Genomic DNA, 21548 nt, shown 5'->3' with positions numbered 1-21548 from the left:
AGCGAAAGGCGGCCTTAGTGCCATTGGTTATTTTATTTCTTTACATCTTGTCCAATAGGAGACGCAGCTCTCCTGTGTCTTGTTATAATAGCAATGCCGTGTATGGGCTTTTATGAGGATCGTATCTCCCTCATCCAGCTCAAATACCTGATTGTCCAGTTTCAGTGTCAGACGGCCTTTGATCACGGTCCCGACCTCATGATATTCGTGTTCCCACCAGAGTCCGTCGCCAGCTCCGTCCGGTTCGATCGTCATGTAGATAAAAGAAGTATCGTCCAGCCCAAAATCAATATTTTCAAGTTTCATATTATGTTCTTCACTGATTATCGGCTCACGCTCATTATGCCGGACGATAATGTCTTCTTCTTTATTCATCTCCAGAAGGCTGAACAGAGAAGTTCCGAATGCCTCACATATCTTCTGGATATTGACAAGAGTAGGACTGTTTGCGTTGCGTTCCAGATTGCTCAGGTACCCGATCGACAATCCTGTCGCCTCAGAAAGCTGCTGCAGCGTCATTCCTTTCTTCCGCCTCTGACTGCGGATGCTGTAACCGATCAACTGAATATCATTCAATTCTTTCCATGCTCCTTTTCTTCCGCAGCATACACTGCAGAATTCTTTCATTGCCGCCTCTACGCCTCATCGATCGCTTTTCCGATATCGTGGCGCATATATTTGTTGTCGAATTTCACCCATTCCGTGGCTGCATAGGCATTGGCCCTTGCCTCCTTCAGGTCTCTGCCCTTTGCCGTCACGCCAAGGACACGCCCCCCGTTCGTCACGATCTGCTCTCCGTCGAATTTTGTTCCGGCATGGAAGCAGTAGTACCCGTCGTGTTTTCTGAATTCTTCAAGTCCGGTGACCGGCAGGCCCTTGTCATACTTGACCGGATAGCCGTCAGATGCCAGCACGACACATACCGCCGCATTATCCTCGAACTGGAGGTCTATCTTATCAAGCGTACCGTCCACACATGCTTCCATCACTTCGACAATATCGTTCTTCATGCGCGGCAGTACGACCTGCGCCTCGGGATCGCCGAATCTGGCGTTGTACTCCAGAACCTTCGGGCCTTCCTCGGTCAGCATAAGGCCGAAAAATATAATCCCCTTGAACGGCCTGCCTTCTGCCTTCATGGCATCGACCGTCGCCTGGTAAATATATTTGCCGCAGAATTCCTCCACCTCTTTTGTATAAAACGGACTGGGAGAAAAAGTTCCCATACCGCCCGTGTTGAGACCCGTGTCGCCATCCCCGGCCCTCTTATGGTCCTGGGCGGACGTCATCGTCTTCACTGTATTCCCGTCCACAAACGACAATACGGAGACTTCGCGCCCGGTCATGAACTCCTCCACAACCATCGTATTCCCGGATGTTCCGAACTGTTTATCCACCATGATCGTCTTCACTCCGGCTTCCGCTTCCTCGTACGTTCCGCATATGAGCACGCCCTTACCGAGCGCAAGTCCGTCCGCTTTCAGTACAATTGGAAATTTTGCAGTTTTCAAATATGCGAGCGCTTCATCCGGATCTTCAAAATTCTCATATCCGGCCGTCGGAATGTTGTATTTCTTCATAAGGTCCTTTGAAAATGCCTTTGAACCCTCAAGGATCGCAGCGTTTTTCCTCGGCCCGAACGCGCGGATACCTGCCGCTTCCAGCTCATCGACCAGACCGCCCACAAGCGGGTCGTCCATACCTACGATCACAAGATCTATTTCTTTTTCTTTGGCAAACGCGACGATCTTGTCAAACTCCATGGCGCCGATGGGAGTACATTCCGCAAGTTCCGCAATCCCCGCGTTGCCCGGAGCACAGTAAATCTTATCCACCTTATCACTCTTTGCCACGCTGTAAGCTATGGCATGTTCTCTTCCGCCGCTTCCGACAATTAATACCTTCATTCCAAGTTCTCCTCCTGTATCTGTTCCCGTCAACCTTTATCATGTTATGCCGTTTTGCCGGCACCAGGCTTTAAAACTCCTGGAAAGCTGCCAGAAGTTCATCCTTCTGGGCCACCGTATCAGCCGTATAAGTGATATTAACCACTATGGCGTATCCGTCCTGTACACGGATGTACATATCCATATTAAGATCCGCACTGACTCCTTCTGCCTGCACATTGGCCGTACCTGCGATACACTTATATTCCTGTCCGCCCAGTACCGCGTCCGTGGTGCCTTCCTGGAAAGAGGCCGTCATGCCGTTCGTCATGCTTTTCTCGACAACTTCCTTCGTAACATCGGCATACTGTTCTGCCGTCGCGTTTTTATACGGCAGTTTCTCCACTGATATGTTAACATTTGGACTGCCTGTCAAGGTCGCCGCCATCATCTCATAGAAAGTCGTGCCTTCATCAAGGGCATTATTGAGCTTATCTTTTTCCTCATCGTCCAAAAACTGGACGCCTGCCTCCTGAATATTCGCAATTTCTTCTTCCGTGGCCATGACAAAGCCTTCCGGAAGGTCAATGCGCACGTTCATCCACTCGCTTTCATAGTGATTTCCGTCCACAGTGCCCGGCGCATATTCTTTGACCTCTTCTTTGACCTCTTCTTTTACGTCTTCCTTCTGCTTATCTTCGTCCTGCTCTTTCTTCTCTTCCTGCTTCTGGCTCTTGTCCTCTTTGCCGCTGCTGCCGCCTGAGCACCCTGCAAGCGCCGCCGACAGCATAAATGCTGCCAGGATCATCCACAACCTTTTACGTTTCATCGCGTTCCCTCCTCATATGCAGACACACGGTCCTGCTTTACGCTTTGATCTGTACTCTTCCATCTTTTACGCTCACCCTGCCTGCGGCAATGAGTCCGATGGCCTCGGGCAGTATCTTCCATTCTGCCTGTTCCATCACCCGCCGCTGGAGCGTCTCCGGGGTATCCCCGGGTTCTACATCCACCGCCTTCTGCAGGATGATCGGACCGGTGTCTGTCCCCTCATCTACAAAATGTACGGTAGCTCCCGCCACCTTCACTCCGCGCGCAAGCGCCGCCTCATGGACCTTCAGCCCGTAGTAGCCCGTCCCGCAAAAAGACGGGATAAGAGACGGGTGAATGTTGATGATACGGTTTCTGTATTTTTCTATCATCGCGGGAGGTATGACGACAAGAAAACCGGCCAGCACTATGAGGTCCGGCCTCATCTCATCCACCGCTTCAAGGAACTTCACATTGAACAGATCCCTGGACGCAAATTCTTTCGGAGATATACATACTCCGGGAATTCCGTTATCCTTCGCCCGCTGCAGTGCGTATGCGTTCTTATTGTTGCTGATCACACCTGCTATCTTTGTATTGGCAACAGCGCCAGAATCCACGGCGTCTATGACAGCCTGCAGATTCGTTCCGCCCCCGGATACGAGCACAACTACATTTAGCATAATGTAACTCCCTTTTCACCTGCCTCGATACGGCCTACGACATATGGCTCTTCGCCCGCCGCCCTGACGGCCTGCATTGTCTTGTCCACATCGTCCGCATCCACGGCTACGATCATTCCGATCCCCATATTGTATGTATTGTACATTGCCTTCTCTTCGATCTGGCCTTCCCTCGCAAGCATCCGGAAGATAGGCGGAACAGGATAGCTGTCCTTTTCCACGACCGCATTCACGCCATCACAGAGCATACGCGGTATGTTTTCATAGAAGCCTCCTCCTGTGATATGGCTGCACGCTTTTACTTTCACTCCTGCGCTCTTGACTGCGGACAGCGCTTTCACATATATTTTTGTAGGCGCGAGAAGGGCCTCTCCCAATGTAGCGCCGAGCTCGTCATAATAAGTATTGAGTGACTCTTTCGTCATGTCAAATACTTTTCTCACGAGAGAGAAACCATTGCTGTGAACACCCGAAGATGCCATTCCGATGAGTACGTCGCCGGCTTTCAGCTCTTTTCCTGTTATCAGGTCCTTCTCATCAACGACTCCTACCGCAAAACCGGCCAGGTCGTATTCCTCTTCCGGATAAAAGCCCGGCATCTCCGCCGTCTCCCCTCCGATGAGCGCCGCGCCTGACTGTACACACCCGTCTGCCACTCCGCTTACTATCGCGGCGATCTTTTCAGGCTCATTCTTACCGCACGCGATATAGTCAAGGAAGAATAACGGTTCCCCGCCCGCACAGGCTATATCGTTCACACACATAGCGACACAATCGATACCGATCGTATCGTGCTTATCTAAAAGAAATGCCAATTTCAGTTTTGTACCTACGCCGTCTGTGCCTGAAACAAGCGTCGGTTTCTCCATCCCCTTAAATGCTTCCATGGAGAAAGCTCCGGAGAATCCACCGATATTCGTCAGCACTTCCGGCCTCATCGTATTCTTGATGTGCTCTTTCATCAACTCCACAGATTTATAACCTGCTTCGATATCTACACCTGCATTTTTGTAATCCATTCCTCTTCTCCTTACATCTGCTTCATATATTCTTTATATCCGAGTTTGTCGAGCTTTTCTGATTTGGCCTGTACCGTCTCTTTCATTTCCTCTGAGTAAGCTTTCAGCCTGCCAAGAAGTTCCGGGTCAGAAGTCGCCAGAATTTTGGCAGCCAGTATTGCGGCGTTGGCCCCTCCGTCGATGGCCACTGTCGCAACCGGGATTCCAGGCGGCATCTGAACGATGGAATAGAGTGCATCCTGTCCGTCCAGATTCTTTCCGGACATCGGGATCCCGATCACAGGCATCGGGAAGATAGCTGCGCACATACCGGGAAGATGCGCGGCCATTCCCGCGCCGGCTATGATAACTTTATAGTCCTTTTCTTCCGCCGACTTGGCATAATCATAAAATATATCCGGCATGCGGTGTGCGGAGATGATCGTCATCTCATATTCTACTCCTAACTTTTCAAGCATGTCGGCCGCTTTGCTCATCACTTTCATGTCTGAGTCGCTGCCCATAACAATTCCTACTTTTGGCATAATCTTCATCCTTTCGTATTTAAAAATTCTATCTATAAATCATATCATACTGCACGCCGGCAGTTCAATACGCATGTCTTAATTATTGTATTTTTCCAGCGGTTCGTTCAGAACTTCTGTCCCGGGAAGCACAAACCTTCCGTCCTCAAGCAGCCGGATCTCCTCCCCGTCCGCTGTGACTGCCGTTATGCTGCCAAGCTCATCATAAGGTATCGTGATATCTGTATGACAGTGGAAATACGCCTTTGACACGTCGTTAAGACGTCTGACGGAGACGGAATTATCTCTTGCCACGATCTCTTTCCCGTCCGGATTATATACCTTGATATCCTCGCTCCAGCTGTAGCACGTATCTCCGACCGCAAAGTGCGGCCCCATCTTCTCGGCGATCAGAATGGGAAGTTTGTCTTCCATCCTGTATTTCCTCGCAGCTACATAAGCGGTCGTGTTCGTCCCGATGGCAAACTCACCGAGGGGCAGCGTTGAATGCCTGTGCAGAATATTGTCATGGATATATTCTTTATTCTCCAGCTCCCGCTCAAAATTGCCGCACGTATAATCAGCTATCATACCGTTGGAGAACGTAAGCTTTAGATCCTTGTACAGAAGCTCGTTCAGATACACACGGCTCACATGCAGGACTCCGTCTGTGCCTTCCAGCACCGGGGAAGTGAACACCTCGCCGACCGGTATATTTACATCCGCGACGCAGTTTTCAAAGATCGTCTCCTTCTGCGGGTCCGCCAGCCGGTGAAGCTGTACCGTGAGATCTGTTTTATTTACGCCCTTTCCCTTTATCTTCACATATTTCCCTCTGTCGAGAGCGTCGATAAGCGTCTGCTGCACTTTCGCGTATAGGGAGGCGTCCAGCGTATTGATCCGGATGATTTCATCAAATATCTCTTTGTACTGACTGCCGATCTCAGGAACCGGATAGGCCACAATAGTAAAGCTCCTCTCCTCTCCTTTGATATACGTATTCGTGATCTGGGCCGAACGGCTGTCAAAGAGCAGCGCCAGCTCCTCCTGCTTCTTCGTAAGTTTTACGGCCGTGTCTTTCTGCTTTGGAACAAACGGCCGTTCCCCGAAGACATCCATGCATGCCGGACCGGCAAAGCCTGCTGCCAGTTCTTTATTCTGCTCATAAGCGGACTGGATGACTTCCAGCTTGCGCTCCACAAACTTCTTATCCAGAAACAGGCCCTGGTCATTTCTGTGGTCATACTCGTACTGCTTATTGGCAATAGCCCCGTAATAACCAGTCTTCAGATGCTGGCGCTTCGTCAGCACGCTCACGCCGGAACGGTAGATGACCGGCTTAAGCCCCATCCCGGTAAAGTTCTCTGCCGCCTGCCGGATGACCCGCTCGAAGCCGAGCACATATCTGATGTTTACGACCGATTTCACGGACAGATCCTTTCCCGTGTTGATGAATCCCATCCGGTAGCCTTCCGTGAACGTATCCGCCATCTTCCGGATCACAGACGCACCAAGACTGTTCAGATGTTCCGCCGTCTTCCATTCATTTTCGCTTATATACTCCCCGAACCGGTACAGATATCTCAAGTCCGTAAGGTCGCTGTTCATAATAATATCCGCCGCAAATGACGCCGCGGGATCCGTCTGCTCCCTGATTCTGTCCGCGGCGAACACATCACTGTAATCGCTTGCGTACCAGTAGACAATATCCTTGAGCGCCGCTGTCTCCGGCGCCTCTTTTTCCTCAAATGCATTGTATATCTCTATAAACAATTCATACAGAATATCCAGATATTCTTTCTTTCTCTCAAACACATACGCGACCGCCCCTCTGATCTCTGTGTAGAGAAAGCTGAGTATCTGCCCGTATTCTTCTCCCAGCTTCTCTGCCGCGTAGTCCGGATTGGCATAACTTGTCCCGTAATGCTCCGGCAGTATATCCGCATACAGTCTTTCGTTCCATCTCTTAAGATGATCGAGCGGCGCCTGCGCGTATACTCCCTTCTCCATCTCGCTGTTCAGTTCGTCGAGCATCACGATAAACCGCGCCACATGCCGGAAATAGCCGCGGAATGTGTCCGCCGCCGTATCCTCCTCACAGATGGATCTTATTCTTTCTGTTGCAAGTTCATATCTTTCCTCTATCATTTAAAACAGCCCCCTGAAAAATATACTGATAAGCCCTAAAAGAAGAAGTACATTGCTGACGACTCCTACTTTACAGGTTATGTAATTCTTTTCTCTTTCACGGAAACCGCGGATCCCCGACATAAGCCCGAGCCAGGCCAGTATGATCACCGCAAGTCCGGCAAAGCCTGCGATCACGTTTACACTGCCCTTTGACACGTAGGAAAAAACGAGCATCGCCATCAGTATAAGGAATACCGTGCCTGCATAACAGCAGGAATTGATCCCTTTCCTGGCATGCTTAAGAGGCGCCTGTCCGTACTTGCCGCGCATCATCTTTCTGCGCCGTTTCTCCCGCTCTTTCTGTTTATCTTTTGCACTACTTTCTTCTTTGTCTTTTTGCTTTCTTTTTATGATCATATCTTCTCCTTACCGCTGCACAGATCGCAAATATAATATAACCCAACACACCGCCTATTGTATTCAGCAGAAGATCATCCACATCAAAACTGCCCACTTTCGTCACAAGCTGAAAGGTTTCCACACAGAGACTCAGCCCGAAGCTGTAGAACAGCGCGGAAAAAAAACTTCTGTGACGGCTTGCCATAGGCATAAAGAATCCAAAGGGCATAAAGATCAGTACGTTGCCGAACAGATTCGTGAACATGGCAAACATCCCGAGCTGTTCCCGGTACTCCCAGAAACGCTTGATCTCCCGAAACAGCACAAGGTTATACCGATATTCCTGCATCACCCCCGTACGGCCGTACCAGTCCGATAGCAAAAGAAAATAAACGAGAAACGCAATATAAAAAACAAATAATATTTTCCCGATCACGCGGATTCTTTTTCTGTTTTTCGCATTCAAAAATATAGCACCCTTTCAGTCCGGACTAAAATGTAAGTCCTTTTTTATCTTTTAACAAGCGTGCCCCACTCACGATCATAATGACTCCTGCCGCAACACCGGCAACCAGTACGACAATGCCGGTGACAATGCCGGCCGCCCCTGCAAAACTCATCGTCTTATATGCTTTTTCACTCACGAGAACTCCTCCTGCTACTTCACGCCATATTGTTTATAATATGCATCAATTGCTGATTTTAATGTATCGTCAATGATAACTTTTCCCTTGTAAGGCCTGTTGTAAAGATGTTCTGTCACCTCTTCCATCGTGACGATGGCCGTCGTCTTCAGGCCGTATTTCTCCTCGATCTCAGCGAGGGCGCTCTTGTCGCCCTGACCGCGCTCCATCCGGTCGACCGACACGACAAGCCCCAGAGGAGTCACATCCCCCTGTGCCTTGATGATCGGAAGCGTCTCCTGGATGGAAGTGCCCGCAGTTGTCACATCTTCAATGATTACGACCCGGTCTCCGTCCGTGATCGGGCTGCCGAGAAGAATACCTTTGTCCCCATGATCCTTTACTTCTTTGCGGTTTGAACAATACCGGATGTCTCTGCCGTAAAATTCGCTGATAGCCATTGTGGCCGCCACTGTAAGCGGAATTCCTTTATAGGCAGGTCCGAACAGCACATCAAAATCAAACCCGAAGCTGCTCTCTATTGCCTTTGCATAATATTCGCCAAGCCTCCTGAGCTGCGCCCCTGTGCGGTAGAACCCGGTATTTACAAAAAACGGCGTATTTCTGCCGCTCTTTGTCACAAAATCTCCGAATTTGAGCACCTCACAGTCGATCATAAACTCGATAAACTCTTTTTTATACTGTTCCATCTATATTATCCTCCTCTATTTTACAAGCCCTGTCAGTTCACTTACGTGTTCAAAGCCGTACCGCTTCATATACGCCTCAATGCCTTCCGCCACCCGCACGGTTGCAGACGGATCATAAAAATTGGCTGTACCTACGGACACGGCGGACGCCCCTGCCAGAAGGAACTCTATGGCATCCTCCGCCGTGGCAATGCCGCCCATTCCGATGATCGGGAGCTTCACCGCATTAGCCGCCTGATAGACCATGCGCACCGCCACCGGTTTCACCGCCGGACCTGACAGCCCTCCTGTCTTGTTGGCAAGCGCAAATGTACGCCTGTGTATATCTATCTTCATACCGGTCAGTGTATTGATAAGGGACAGTACGTCCGCTCCTCCGGCTTCCGCCGCCCTGGCCGTCTCCGTGATATCTGTCACATTCGGGCTCAGCTTCATTATGACCGGCTGTTTTGCGCGCTTTTTGACTTCAGCCGTGATCTCTTCCACTGCCTTCGGATTCTGTCCGAAGGCGATCCCGCCTTCCTTGACATTTGGACAGGATATGTTTATTTCCAGCATATCCACGTCTTCCTCCGCAAGACGCTCCACCACTTCACAGTAATCTTCCGTCGTCCTGCCGCACACGTTCACAATGATCTTTGTATCAAACTGTTTCAGAAAAGGGATGTCACGTCTGCAGAACAGATCGATTCCCGGATTCTGCAGACCGATCGCGTTCATCATGCCCGATGCTGTCTCCGCGATCCGGGGAACGGGATTTCCCGGCCATGGTATATTGGCGACTCCTTTTGTCACGACCGCGCCGAGCCGGCCCAGATCTACGAATTCACTGTATTCTTCCCCGGAACCAAAGGTTCCCGAAGCTGTCATTACCGGATTCTTTAACTCCACGCCGGCAAGATTTACTTTTGTATCCATCAGATCTCCACCTCCGTTGACAAGAATACCGGGCCGTCTTTGCAGACCCGTTTGTTATGCACATTGCTGTGGCTGTCTTTCTCTTTTGACTGGCACACGCAGGCAAGACATGCTCCGATCCCGCATGCCATCTTCTCCTCCAGCGATATGTAGCACACGATCCCGTGCTCTTTCGCGTATGCCTTGAGCGCCCGGAGCATGGGCGCGGGCCCGCACGCGTAGATCACATCTGCTAAAAGCCCGTTTTCACGCACCGCATCGAGCACATTTCCCTTTGTGCCTGCACTACCGTCTTCCGTAGCCACATAGAGTTCCCCATATTTTTTTAAATCTTTCGTCAGGAACAGTTCATCTTTATAGCCTGCAATGATCTGCCTGTCGCCCGGGAGCTGTTTTGCCAGTTCCAGCATGGGCGGTATTCCGATGCCGCCGCCGATGAGAAACGCTTTTCCCGGGTTCTCAAGCGGGAAACCGTTGCCGAGCGGGCCCATTACTTCTACCGCATCCCCTGCCCGAAGCCGTGCGAACTGTTCGGTTCCGGTACCGCTTCCGGTCACGCGGTATACGAGCCGGAGCCTTCCTTTTTCTTTATCGATCTCGCAGATACTTATAGGACGCGGAAGCAGTCTGCTCTCATCCTGCGTATAGAGGGAAAGAAACTGCCCTGCTTTTGCTTCCGCCGCTATGAGCGGAGCCTCGATCCACAGGCTGTATATATCGGCCGCCGCCTGCTCCTGTGATATGACGGCCGCCTGTCCTTTATATTTACTCATGTTCCAGTGCTCCTTTGATATCTTTTATCATGTCCTCCACCGCGGCTCTGGAGGCATCGGCAAAGTTCGCCTCCCCGAACCGTGCATACTGCTCCTGCCTGTACGCCGCTATGATACCTCTGGATGAGTTGACGATGGCGCCGAGTCCGTCTTCATTAAAGAAATGTACCAGATCTTTGCCTCTTCCTCCCTGAGCGCCGTATCCGGGCACAAGAATATACGCCTTCGGCATGACCGCGCGGAGCGCCTTTCCCATCTCCGGGTAGGTCGCGCCCACGACCGCGCCGACATAGCTGTAGTCGTCTCCCATGAGCTCTTCTCCCCATGCGGCCACTTTCTCCCCTACAAGTTCATAGAGCGGACGCCCGCCGACCAGCTGGTCCTGGAACTCTCCGCTGGACGGATTTGATGTCTTGACGAGTACAAATACACCTTTCTTTTCTTCCCTGCACACTTCAAGGAACGGATCGACCCCGTCAGAACCAAGATACGGATTCACTGTCACAAAATCCTCGTCAAACGGCACGCATGTATTATTTCCCACCTGTACCTTCCCGAGATGTCCGACTGCATAGGCTTTTGAGGTGGAGCCGATATCTCCACGCTTAATGTCGCCGATCACGACAAGTCCTTTTTCCTTGCAGTATTCCGTTGTCCTCCTGAATGCGGCAAGGCCCGGAATGCCAAACTGCTCATACATGGCTATCTGCGGCTTTACCGCCGGGATGAGGTCGCACGTACTGTCTACGATCGCTTTGTTGAACTGCCAGATCGCCTCCGCAGCACCTTCAAGCGTCTCACCGTATTCGGCGAACGCCTTTTTCTGTACATGCTCCGGAATATAGCTGAGCATCGGATCGAGGCCGACTACGACCGGCGCTCCTGTCTTTTTAATATTGGACACTAACTGATTGATCACTTTATCTTCCTCCTAATGTATCTCGTTTTCATATACAACCGCTCCGTCTGCCAGCGTGTATCTGACTGTGCCTCTTACTTTACGGCCGTGGAACGGAGTGTTCTTTCCTTTTGAGACAAACGTGTCTTTGTCTATTGTATATTCCTGCCTCGTGTCAAAGATCACGATATCCGCGGTCTTTCCTTCCGAGACGGAACCCTTGTCCAAAAGCCCGAGTATCCTGGCCGGATTTGTGCTCATCTTCTCCGCCATATCCGTCATTGTCAGTATCCCCGGCTCCACGAGTTCGGTATACGTAAGCGCGGCCGATGTCTCCAGGCCGACGATGCCAAATGCGGCTTCCGCCATAGATCTGTTTTTCTCTTCCGCTGAATGGGGGGCGTGGTCCGTCGATATAACGTCCATGATCCCGTTTTTCAGCCCTTCCCTGAGCGCCTCCACATCTGCCCTGCCCCGAAGCGGAGGGTTCATCTTATAATTGCCGTCGTCTGCAGGGATATCATCTGCCGTCAGTATAAAATGATGAGGACACACTTCTCCGGTGACGGGAAGCCCGTCCTCCTTGGCCAGCCGGATCATCTCCACGCTGTCCGCTGTGGAACAGTGGCAAAGATGCAGTCTGGCGCCTGTCTCCTTGGCGAGCAGGATATCTCTCGCCACAATGACATCCTCCACGGAATTGGTGATCCCTTTCAGCCCGAGCCGTGTTGCATTCCCGTCCGCGTTCATGACGCCGCCCTCCACCATGGTGATATCCTCACAGTGGGCAAATACGGAAATGCCGCACTCTTTAGCCTTTTTCATGCCTCTTCGGTAAATTGATGCGTTCATCACCGACTTTCCGTCTTCACTTATGGCGTGGCAGCCGGCTTTGGCCATTCCCTCTATATCGGCAAGCTCACGGCCAAGCTGGCCTTTCGTCACCGCGCCGATCTGTATGACGTGGGCCGGTGATTCTTTTGCCGCCCTCGCGTGAACCTCCGCCACTTTCTCCCCGTCGTCTATGACCGGCTTCGTGTTGGGCATGGCACACATTGTGGTGATGCCGCCTTTGACCGCCGCTTTTCCTCCTGTCTCGAGCGTCTCTTTATGAGTGAGCCCGGGATCTCTTAAATGCACATGCAGGTCTATGAATCCCGGCATGACATAGCAGCCTCCTGCGTCAATGACGCGGTCCGCCCTATCCTCTATCCGGCGCTCTACTTTGACTATTTTATCTTCTACTATGAGCACGTCAAATATGCCGTCTTTTCCGGTCGGCGGATCAATGACATGCCCGTTCTGAATCAATATTTTCATATATGCTTCCTTTCTAACTTGTAAAAGTACATACTATGTTTTATTTTATCACAAGGGAATTTAAAAGGGAATGCCAAACAGACATTCCCTTGCATTTACATTTTGCCTTTTATTACTTCCAGCGCTTTCTCAAGCTGGTTATCAGCTTCCGGATCTGCCTCGTCCGCCTCAAACTCTACTTCCACATCCGGTGTAATGCCCTTTCCATTAATATTTCTCCCTTTTGGCGTAAAATATTCAGCGATCGTAAGCTTCACACACGTGCCGTCCTTTAGATCAAATATCTGCTGTACTACGCCTTTTCCGTAAGTCTGGGTCCCGATGATCTCCCCCAGGCTGTAATCCTGGATGGCTCCCGCATATATCTCGGACGCGCTGGCGCTGTTGCCGTTGACAAGCACTGTCATCGGAAGCTTGAACTGGTGCTCCTCGTCCGACGTCTCCTCGGAACGGTTGCCGTCTTTATCATCCGTATATACGATCAGCCCTTCCGGCAGCATGAGGTCAAGCATGTCACACACCGTAGACAAGTTTCCTCCCGGATTGTTTCTCAAGTCTACGATAAGCCCCTTCATGCCCTGTCCCTCCAGGTCGTCAATGGCCTCTTTGTACTGGTCATATGTGACAGAGTCAAACTCCGTCACCCGGATATAGCCGATCTGATCTTCTTTCATCTCATACTTTACGGTCTGTGCCTCCACTTTGCCCCTGACCGCCGTCACTTCCACTTCGTCCTTTGCGTCGCCTCTCAGGACGGTCAGCTTTACTTCCGTGCCTTCTTCGCCTTTGATGCCGGAGACAACTTCGGTCAGGTCAATTCCCGTCACTTCTTCCCCATCCACCTTGTAGAGGATATCATTATCCTGGATACCCGCTTTCTGCGCCGGAGAATCGTCGTATACCTGCAGTATCGTGATAATGCCGGTATCTCTGTTCTGGCTCAAAACAGCTCCGATACCGCTGTATTCCCCGGATGTCGTCTCGAGCAGCTGTTCTGTCTCTTCTTTGTCGTAATAGACAGAATACGGATCAGAGAGCCCATTGATATAGCCCTTGTATATTCCGCTTTGAAGCGCATCCTCGTCCACATCCCCGAGGTATTTGCCGTCTATGAGTCCCTGGAGCTGGCTAAGCTTCTCCTCTGTCTTACTGTCCACGATCTTATCCCCGCCGGCGGACAATACATTCTTCTTACCTGCGCAGGATACGATCCCTGCGATCAATAATACAGCAAGGGCGCCGCAAAGCGCCCCTTTGATAAATCCTTTGTTTTTCTTCATGATACGAGTCCTGTTCTTAAAAATAATTACGTGGGTTGACCGGTATTCCTCCGGACATCACCTGAAAATGAAGATGAGGACCTGTGGAATTACCTGTAGTTCCTACCGCGGCTATGTTCTGTCCTCTGCTCACAGTCTGCCCTGCTCTTACATAGATATTATTGCAGTGCATGTAATATGTCTGCAGGCCGTTGCCGTGGTTGATGATGATCAAATTACCCGCATTTCCGCTGTAACCTGCGGATACTACAGTCCCTGCCGCTGCCGCATAGATCGGCGTGCCTGTAGCTGCGGCAAAATCCATGCCTTTATGGTTGGTGCTCGCGCCGGGAAGCGGCTGCGCGCGCCAGCCGAATTCACTGGATATGTAGCTGTAGCCCGGACACGGATGCGTGAACATACCGTTCCCTGACGCGACCGACGCTCCCGCGTTTCCTGTATACGTCTGGGTCGCCTCCGTCTGCTTTCTTGCAGCAGCCGCCGCCGCGGCCTCCAGCTCGGCAAGCTTATCTGTCGTATCTCCGATCTCGCTCTCCAACTGGCTGATCTCCGCGTTCTTGCTTTCCAGCATCGTGTTGACGCTGTCCTGCTTTACGATCAGATCGTTCTGCATCGTCTCCAGCTCATCGTATTCTTCTTTAAGCTCTTTTTCCTGCTCCTCAACCTTCTTGACGGTCTCCTGGAACTCTACGAGCATGTTTCGGTCATACTCTGATATCGTTGTGATATACTCTGCATTATTCAGAAAATCACCGATACTCTTTGACTGTACAAGAATCTCTATAAACTGAGAATTACCATTTTCATACATATACTGGATTCTCTTTTTCATGCTCTCGTACTGGTCATTTTCGTCCACTTTTGCCTGGATCAGTTCTTCTTCTTTCTTCTCGATCTCAGTCTCTTTTTCGTCGATCTTTACCTTTGTGTCTTCCATCTCGGCAACGATCGACTCAAGCTGAGCTGCCAGAGAGCTCTTCTCGTTCTCGGCCGCTTTCTTCTTGGACTCCAGTTCCTCCGCCTTTTTCTTCGTGTCGCTGATACTTGCCGCATTCACCTGCATTGCCATCCCCATACAGAGAACTGCCACCAGCAGCACACTGCTTATTCTCTTCCCTCGCATCATACGTATCCCCCTTGATCTTATACTTTAAGGTGTTTTCTTATCGTCACAAAACTTCCGAGGAAGCCAATGCCTACTCCCAAAGCAAGGCCCACAGGAAGTAATGTCTTATATACCTGCATTACCGGCAGGAAGTCCACTATATTGTTGAGCAGACTGAATTTTACCATGATATACTCTATTACTTTACTGTAAAGGAAATACAGCAGGATGAGCGGCAGCACGGCCCCGAGTATTCCTATGAGCAGACCTTCTATGACGAACGGCGCCCTGACGAAACCGTCCTTGGCTCCTATATACTTCATGATCGCTATCTCTTCCCGTCTAACGGTAACACCCATCGTAACGGTATTGCTTATGAGGAATACAGACACGATGAGCAGTATCATGATGATCGCCGCCGACACGTATCCGACGAGCTTATTTACACTCGTGAGCGTCTTTGCCACCACGTCGGACTTGCGGACCTTCCGCACGCCGTCCAGGCTTTCCGCGTAGGAAACGACATCTTTCTGCTTCGAGACATCTGACATGTATACCTCGTAGTTATCTGAGTTTGCCAGCGGGTTGTCGCTTTTGAAGCCTTCGGCCAGGTCGTCGGATTCACCGAAATAATCTCCTTTGAACTTATCCCACGCCTCATCCGCGCTGATATAGTTGACTTTCAAAACTCCATCGGCCTTTTTCAGATCTTCACCGACCTTATCCTTCTGGCTCTGAGTGATATCATCCTTAAAGAACACGGTGATCGCCACTCCTTCTTCTGCTTTGTCTACTATGTAGTTAAAGTTTATCACAATGGAATAGAACAGTCCGAACAGAAAGATACATGCCGCCATAGTGGCGATAGATGCAATGGAAAACATCTTGTTTCTGCGGATGTTCTTAACCCCTTGTCTCATCGAATATCCAACTGTACTAATTCTCATTACTATACCCACCTTTTTTCTCATCGCTGACGATGACACCCTTCTTCATCGTAACTACGCGCTTCTTCATCTCGTTTACAATCTCCTGGTTATGAGTAACGACCAGTACCGTCGTTCCTCTTTCATTCGCCTCCTCAAGAAGCTTCATAATTTCCCATGAATTGGTGGGGTCCAGATTACCGGTAGGCTCATCCGCCAGCAGTATGGCAGGTTCATTTACTATTGCCCTGGCGATGGCTACACGCTGCTGCTCTCCACCGGACAGTTCCTTAGGGAATGACTTATACTTCTGGGCCAGACCGACAAGAGACAGCGCCGCCGGTACTTTTTTCTTGATCACACGGGTCGGCTTCTCCGTTACCCGCAGTGCAAATGCTATATTTTCATAGATATTTCTGTCTTTTAAAAGACGGAAATCCTGAAACACAACGCCGAGCCCTCTGCGGTACATCGGAATCTTTCTGTGTCTCATTCTGTTCAGACTCTGTCCGTTTACTACGATCGTCCCCGACGTAGGATCCAGTTCCTTCATGATCAGACGGATCAGCGTGGACTTACCCGAACCACTGTCGCCGACTATGAATACAAATTCGCCCTGGTCAATCTTCAGATTGATACCATTCAGGGCTGCTACCCCTTTTGAGTACTCTTTCGTTACTTCTTTTAATTCAATCATATTCTCCTCCTGAATTACTAATACTCCAAGGATTCCATATATTTCATGTATTTCACTACCATAAGTGCGATCTTGAATGTTATGGCATCCTCGAATACGCGCAGATCAAGCCCTGTGCTTTTCTGTAATTTATCCAGCCGGTACACTAATGTATTGCGGTGTATATACAGCTGTCTCGATGTCTCCGACACATTCAGATTATTCTCAAAGAATTTATTGATCGTTGTCAATGTCTCCTCATCAAAATCATCTGGTGATTTCCCCTCAAAAATCTCACGGATGAACATCTTGCACAGCGGAATTGGAAGCTGATAGATCAGACGTCCGATTCCGAGCGCGCTGTACGCCATGATATTCTTCTCACCGAAGAATATCTTCCCTACGTCCAGGGCAAGCTTTGCCTCTTTGTAGGATTTTGAAACTTCTTTGATGTCATTGACGATGGTGCCGTAGGCAATCAGTATATCTTCCTCACCGTCTTCTTTCAGCAGCTCATAGAGCTCCTTTGCAACTTTCTCCAGCTCTTCATGGCCGTCATTGGCTTCCAGTTCTTTTACGACAATGATATTCTTTTCATCAACCGCCGTCACAAAATCTTTCGACTTGTTGCCAAGAAGCGTGCGCACGTTATCAAGCGCATTGCTGTCTTTTTCGTGCTTTGTCTCAATAATAAAGATAACACGTCTCACCTCCGTGTCAATATGTAGCTTTTTGGCACGGTTGTAAATATCCACTAACAACAGGTTGTCGAGCAGCAGGTTCTTAATGAAATTATCTTTATCGAAACGTTCCTTGTATGCGACGAGAAGATTCTGGATCTGGAATGTCGCGATCTTCCCTACCATATATACATCATCTCCACCCCCGTTGGCAAGTAAAATATATTCCAACTGGTGTTCGTCAAAGATTTTAAAAAACTGATACCCCTGTACTACCTGGCTGTCAGCCGGAGATTCCACAAAGGATACTACCTCTTCCTCATAATTCTCCTGTTCTGAAAAAGTGCTTGCAAGAGATTTACCGTCGGTGTCCATCACACAGAAGTCTATCCTCGTAATCCCTTTCAATCCTTCAATTGTATTTTGAAGTATTTGATTAGATATCATATTCCATCTCCTCCACTCATTTCAATATGCATTTTTCACAACAAAAAAAGCTGTCAAAGCCCCCAAACGCATACTACTAAAATCTATATTAATATATATCAACAAAAAAAGAAAGAGGAAATAACAATTTTTTGTTAATTTCCTCAATTTTTCATATATTTTTCACAGTCAAAACCATGTACATTGTTACCAAAAATAATTTCTTATATTTTTCTTATTTCGCGGACACGAGCGCACCGCTCATATCTCTCTTTCTTTTTTCAATTTCTTTTTTGAAAATTCTCTTCAGGAGAAACTGGGTGATCCTCCCCTGGCCGAAACCGGTCCGGCCGACCGGAAGTATTCCTTTGCCGAGTCCGAGCCAGATCCTTATGTTGAGGATCCCGCGGTTTTTGGCTATAAACTCTTCCTGCAGCGGAGACGACAGAACAGATATCACACAGTCGACCTCGCCCCCGTTGATGGCGTTCACCAGCATGTCATCTGCCCGGTTCAGCGCCGATACCTTGGCCAGTCCCACGATCTGGGAACCGCTGTAAGAATGCTCCAGGTAATTATACAGATGCTCCCCCTCATCTTCAGACTCCACAAGAAGATAGACTCTTTTATGGTTCTTATGGATATAACGGAAGAACATCTTCAAAAATACATGTCCCTCTGTCTCCTGGATCGTTCTTCTGTCCGTGATCTCCGCAGCCTCCAGGATCGTCTTGTCTCCTGCGAGCACAAGGTCAAATTTCCTTATGTCATCCTTAAGCTCCGGCACTTCATCCATCTGCATCAGTCCGTCAACCGTCACCAGCTCCACGACATTTACCGGGTCCGACTCCATGTAGCTGACCGTCTCTTTCATCGCTTCTTTTGCCGTATAGTTGTCAATATCAATATCTAAAACGCTAATCTTATCGTTCATATGCTCACCTTATCATGTTATTTCAGTTTTTCGATTATAGCAAAAGGATATTGGATTTTCAACCTTTGTCGTCAATTGTTCACACTTATTAATATTCGTAATAATTCTGTTACTTTTTCTCCTTCTCCCGTTTCTTTTTCGTTATCAAGCCACCGATCCGCCCTGTTTCCTTGGATGACAGCGACCTCCAGCCGTCCGCCATAACCTTGTCCAGAAGTCCGAGCTCCTCGGCGATCTCATATTTTACCTTTTCCTCATCCGTAAGCTCCTGAAGATTAATTGGTTTATTCTTTTTACCAGACATAGTCAAAACACTCCTTCTCATTTTTAGAGAGTATTGACAAGTTTTCTGAAAATATACAGAATTTGCATAGGGGTCTGACCCCTCTCATATGGAGGGGTCAGACCCCTATGCAAATTCTGCAAATTGCAGAAAAAAAGCGCCCAAAAGGCGCTTTTTTTCTCTTGTAGTTTTATGTTTGAGGTTGGTCCGGTACAATGATCGCGGCAATGAAATATGCCAGAATGCCGGTACCTGTACAAGCGAGCAGTACGAGTCCAAGTCTTATGAGTGTCGGGTCTACGTTGAAATAATCTGCAACACCTCCGCATACTCCACAGATCATGCGGTTTTCCCTTGAACGGTATAATCTCTTTGTCTCCATAGTCTAATTCCTCCTTTTTATTTGTCGATCGCTGCGCTTCATGTCTAATAAAAATCCACGCTCACTTTGCCTATTCCGCAGTCAATATTCATATCTTTTCCGGAATTGTTCTCAATTGTTTTTTTAGCTCCCAGCCCGGAATAATAGTCGTCTCCCACATCTACCTGGCCGATACCGCATTTGATATAATAATTGTATTCTTCCATCTTTGCATTGACGTCCAGGTCGATCTCACCTATGCCGCAGTCAATATCCAGTTCCCAGTCAGCCAGTCCGGAGGCCGTGATCTTTCCCGCCCCGCAGTCCAAGCTTGCCTCGCCGGCGTGAAAGCTGTCTACATCGGCCGCCCCTGCTCCTACTTCTATTTCAAGGCTGTTCGCCAATATGTCTTCCACATACAGGTAGCCTGCGCCCACCTCAAAGTTTACCTCTTCAAACTGGCAGTCTTTTGGCACGAACAAATATATGGTGCCTATATGTTTCCCGCCGTTCAGTCCCCATATGTGCTTTTTCGTCTCAATCTTCAGTTCTCCGTCTTCCACATAGTATTTCAGCTTCAGACGGGAATCTACTCCTGACGTCTCGATCTTGATCTCATCCGTATCCGACTGCAGAACCTGCAGTTCTCCTCCGGATATGTGAGCGTCTATCTCACGGATCTGTTCTTTAGAAAATGTCTCACTTTCATCCACATCACCTGTATATGTCTTTCCGCTGTGGTGCCAGTCATTGTCTTTCACAATGCCGATCCCATTCGGAAAACGGTCCTCTATCGCCTCAACTGTAACACCGAGTCCAAGCGCTGCCATACAGCAGGCAAAACCAGTCACAGCAACGACTGCACATATGATCCAGAATATCTTCCACCCTCTTCTCATAGCTTACGCCACCACCTTTCCCTGAAACGGTCTTCTCAGTATCCATACAATTCCTCTGATTATGCCGGGATAAACGATAATACAGAGCCTTATCGTTCCCACCGTGGCGATCGCTCCCAGCACGGTCAGCAAGAGTCCTGTTCCTACAAGCGCCATTCCTACCGCAAGTGCGGGCACCAGATTGGCGATCCCTATACAGAGCAGGGATATACCTGCGATCGCTACTGCTATGGATGCAATGACGAGCGCCAGAAAAAACAGAAACGAAGCCGCCACACATGCAAATACTGCCGCTGATATTCCCACAGCTAAAGGTATGACAACCGGAGCACCTACAATGATGATCGCAACGATAAGTATGATCTTCAGTGTCCGGTTTGTTCTCGGAGGCTCCTCGTCCCCGTATCTGTACCCTTCTCTTCCTGCCGGCACGTCTCTTCTCTCAAATCTGGTATCTCTGTATCCTGTCTCGCTGAACTCTCCCTGCGCGCCGTCGTCTCCGCTCAAACCGGCCTTTATCGTTCCTGCCACTTTCGCGGGACTTCCAAGTTCCTCTATAACTCTCTGTTCATTTTCTTCACCTGCATCATCAAAATAGTCATTATAATACTGCATCGCCTCCCGGCGCTCTTCCACAGGTACATTCTGTAATAATGCGGCTAATTCTGTCATAAATTCAATGCGATTCATGCAGTTGCACCTCCCTCAAACAATTCATTGATCTTATTCGAATAATTCTTCCATTCAACCCTGTACAGATTCAGCTGGGCCATTCCCTTTTCCGTAACTTTATAGTAACGTCTGTTCCTGCCGTCAAACTGCTGATCGTATACCTCCAGGCATTCATCCTTCTGCAGTCTTCTGAGCACAGGGTAAAGTGTCGATTCAGACACATCGATCGCCTGCCGCACATCCTGGGTGATCTTATAACCATAAGTCCCCTCTTTCTCTCTCGACACAACCGCAAGAACAATCGCATCCAAAAGAGCTGCTCCGGTGTTAAATACCATATTATCACCTCTTTGCCGTGTATTTTTAATAATATTATGTAAATATCAATATTATTTCTATGTCTATATTATATGTTGTATAATATCATTTGTCAACACATATTATATTTTTCTTCAAAATACAACCAAAAATATGCCGAAGCCCCCCCAAAAAGAAAACAGCAGCGCCCCCAATCCTCTCCGCCATTTCCCCTTTCCAAATAAAAAAACGCCGCCCCGGCGCCTCACAAAAATAAAAACAAAAATACTCCCTCTTCCACATACAACTATATCCATTGAAACAGCCCTTCAACATC

Annotated in this window: 26 protein-coding genes; all 26 read right to left on the bottom strand. The window is 49.1% G+C overall.

Going from position 1 to position 21548, the window contains the following annotated elements; translation table 11 throughout:
* Nucleotides 1–27 precede the first annotated feature (27 nt).
* Nucleotides 28–627 carry a helix-turn-helix domain-containing protein gene (locus LAJLEIBI_RS01935; RefSeq protein WP_006444216.1) on the bottom strand — a complete coding sequence of 200 codons (600 nt, stop codon included), beginning with the start codon at nt 625–627 and terminating at the stop codon, nt 28–30.
* Between the two features lie 8 nt (nt 628–635).
* Complete coding sequence (gene purD / locus LAJLEIBI_RS01930) at nt 636–1907, bottom strand: phosphoribosylamine--glycine ligase (RefSeq protein ID WP_006444217.1); 1272 nt, start codon at nt 1905–1907, stop codon at nt 636–638.
* A gap of 70 nt (nt 1908–1977) precedes the next feature.
* Nucleotides 1978–2715, bottom strand: a complete 738-nt coding sequence (locus LAJLEIBI_RS01925) for a hypothetical protein (protein WP_006444218.1) — start codon at nt 2713–2715, stop codon at nt 1978–1980.
* A gap of 37 nt (nt 2716–2752) precedes the next feature.
* Nucleotides 2753–3379: a phosphoribosylglycinamide formyltransferase gene (purN, locus tag LAJLEIBI_RS01920; RefSeq protein ID WP_006444219.1), complete on the bottom strand. Its 627-nt coding sequence runs from the start codon at nt 3377–3379 to the stop codon at nt 2753–2755.
* Complete coding sequence (gene purM / locus LAJLEIBI_RS01915; protein ID WP_006444220.1) at nt 3373–4398, bottom strand: phosphoribosylformylglycinamidine cyclo-ligase; 1026 nt, start codon at nt 4396–4398, stop codon at nt 3373–3375. Before purM ends, purN begins: the two co-directional genes overlap by 7 nt.
* Before the next feature lie 11 nt (nt 4399–4409).
* Nucleotides 4410–4922 (bottom strand): 5-(carboxyamino)imidazole ribonucleotide mutase, encoded by a 513-nt coding sequence (gene purE / locus LAJLEIBI_RS01910; RefSeq protein WP_040435745.1) that lies wholly within the window; start codon nt 4920–4922, stop codon nt 4410–4412.
* A 78-nt stretch (nt 4923–5000) separates the two neighbouring features.
* On the bottom strand, nt 5001–7049 hold the full coding sequence (locus LAJLEIBI_RS01905) for an aminopeptidase (protein ID WP_006444222.1): 2049 nt from the start codon (nt 7047–7049) through the stop codon (nt 5001–5003).
* Nucleotides 7050–7448, bottom strand: a complete 399-nt coding sequence (locus LAJLEIBI_RS01900; protein ID WP_006444223.1) for a DUF6142 family protein — start codon at nt 7446–7448, stop codon at nt 7050–7052.
* Nucleotides 7408–7896 carry a VanZ family protein gene (locus LAJLEIBI_RS01895; protein WP_006444224.1) on the bottom strand — a complete coding sequence of 163 codons (489 nt, stop codon included), beginning with the start codon at nt 7894–7896 and terminating at the stop codon, nt 7408–7410. The genes LAJLEIBI_RS01900 and LAJLEIBI_RS01895 overlap by 41 nt, the downstream gene beginning before the upstream one ends.
* A gap of 25 nt (nt 7897–7921) precedes the next feature.
* A complete protein-coding gene (locus LAJLEIBI_RS18020) occupies nt 7922–8074 on the bottom strand; it encodes a hypothetical protein (RefSeq protein ID WP_006444225.1) in 153 nt (50 codons plus the stop codon).
* Between the two features lie 14 nt (nt 8075–8088).
* A complete protein-coding gene (gene pyrE / locus LAJLEIBI_RS01890) occupies nt 8089–8763 on the bottom strand; it encodes an orotate phosphoribosyltransferase (protein WP_006444226.1) in 675 nt (224 codons plus the stop codon).
* Between the two features lie 15 nt (nt 8764–8778).
* Nucleotides 8779–9681 (bottom strand): dihydroorotate dehydrogenase, encoded by a 903-nt coding sequence (locus LAJLEIBI_RS01885; protein WP_006444227.1) that lies wholly within the window; start codon nt 9679–9681, stop codon nt 8779–8781.
* A complete protein-coding gene (locus LAJLEIBI_RS01880; RefSeq protein ID WP_006444228.1) occupies nt 9681–10454 on the bottom strand; it encodes a dihydroorotate dehydrogenase electron transfer subunit in 774 nt (257 codons plus the stop codon). Before LAJLEIBI_RS01880 ends, LAJLEIBI_RS01885 begins: the two co-directional genes overlap by 1 nt.
* Complete coding sequence (pyrF, locus tag LAJLEIBI_RS01875) at nt 10447–11373, bottom strand: orotidine-5'-phosphate decarboxylase (RefSeq protein ID WP_006444229.1); 927 nt, start codon at nt 11371–11373, stop codon at nt 10447–10449. Before pyrF ends, LAJLEIBI_RS01880 begins: the two co-directional genes overlap by 8 nt.
* Before the next feature lie 12 nt (nt 11374–11385).
* Nucleotides 11386–12672, bottom strand: a complete 1287-nt coding sequence (locus LAJLEIBI_RS01870; protein ID WP_006444230.1) for a dihydroorotase — start codon at nt 12670–12672, stop codon at nt 11386–11388.
* A 95-nt stretch (nt 12673–12767) separates the two neighbouring features.
* Nucleotides 12768–13952 carry a S41 family peptidase gene (locus LAJLEIBI_RS01865; protein WP_006444231.1) on the bottom strand — a complete coding sequence of 395 codons (1185 nt, stop codon included), beginning with the start codon at nt 13950–13952 and terminating at the stop codon, nt 12768–12770.
* A gap of 16 nt (nt 13953–13968) precedes the next feature.
* Complete coding sequence (locus LAJLEIBI_RS01860; protein ID WP_006444232.1) at nt 13969–15078, bottom strand: M23 family metallopeptidase; 1110 nt, start codon at nt 15076–15078, stop codon at nt 13969–13971.
* A 17-nt stretch (nt 15079–15095) separates the two neighbouring features.
* Nucleotides 15096–16004: a permease-like cell division protein FtsX gene (gene ftsX, locus LAJLEIBI_RS01855; RefSeq protein WP_006444233.1), complete on the bottom strand. Its 909-nt coding sequence runs from the start codon at nt 16002–16004 to the stop codon at nt 15096–15098.
* Entirely contained in the window at nt 15994–16680 is a 687-nt protein-coding gene (ftsE, locus tag LAJLEIBI_RS01850) for a cell division ATP-binding protein FtsE (protein WP_006444234.1), read from the bottom strand. Before ftsE ends, ftsX begins: the two co-directional genes overlap by 11 nt.
* Nucleotides 16681–16697: 17 nt before the next feature.
* Nucleotides 16698–17786, bottom strand: a complete 1089-nt coding sequence (locus tag LAJLEIBI_RS01845) for a PucR family transcriptional regulator (RefSeq protein ID WP_006444235.1) — start codon at nt 17784–17786, stop codon at nt 16698–16700.
* A gap of 214 nt (nt 17787–18000) precedes the next feature.
* Complete coding sequence (locus LAJLEIBI_RS01840; protein ID WP_006444237.1) at nt 18001–18699, bottom strand: WecB/TagA/CpsF family glycosyltransferase; 699 nt, start codon at nt 18697–18699, stop codon at nt 18001–18003.
* A gap of 109 nt (nt 18700–18808) precedes the next feature.
* Complete coding sequence (locus LAJLEIBI_RS01835; protein WP_006444238.1) at nt 18809–19003, bottom strand: small, acid-soluble spore protein, alpha/beta type; 195 nt, start codon at nt 19001–19003, stop codon at nt 18809–18811.
* Between the two features lie 169 nt (nt 19004–19172).
* Nucleotides 19173–19364 carry a PspC domain-containing protein gene (locus tag LAJLEIBI_RS01830; RefSeq protein WP_006444239.1) on the bottom strand — a complete coding sequence of 64 codons (192 nt, stop codon included), beginning with the start codon at nt 19362–19364 and terminating at the stop codon, nt 19173–19175.
* A 44-nt stretch (nt 19365–19408) separates the two neighbouring features.
* A complete protein-coding gene (locus LAJLEIBI_RS01825) occupies nt 19409–20242 on the bottom strand; it encodes a DUF4097 family beta strand repeat-containing protein (protein WP_006444240.1) in 834 nt (277 codons plus the stop codon).
* A gap of 3 nt (nt 20243–20245) precedes the next feature.
* Nucleotides 20246–20932 carry a DUF1700 domain-containing protein gene (locus LAJLEIBI_RS01820; protein ID WP_006444241.1) on the bottom strand — a complete coding sequence of 229 codons (687 nt, stop codon included), beginning with the start codon at nt 20930–20932 and terminating at the stop codon, nt 20246–20248.
* Nucleotides 20929–21252 (bottom strand): PadR family transcriptional regulator, encoded by a 324-nt coding sequence (locus LAJLEIBI_RS01815; RefSeq protein WP_006444242.1) that lies wholly within the window; start codon nt 21250–21252, stop codon nt 20929–20931. The genes LAJLEIBI_RS01820 and LAJLEIBI_RS01815 overlap by 4 nt, the downstream gene beginning before the upstream one ends.
* Between the last annotated feature and the right edge of the window lie 296 nt (nt 21253–21548).

The organism is [Clostridium] hylemonae DSM 15053 (assembly GCF_008281175.1).
Lineage (GTDB): Bacteria > Bacillota > Clostridia > Lachnospirales > Lachnospiraceae > Extibacter > Extibacter hylemonae.
This window is presented reverse-complemented; position numbering and strand designations above follow the sequence as displayed.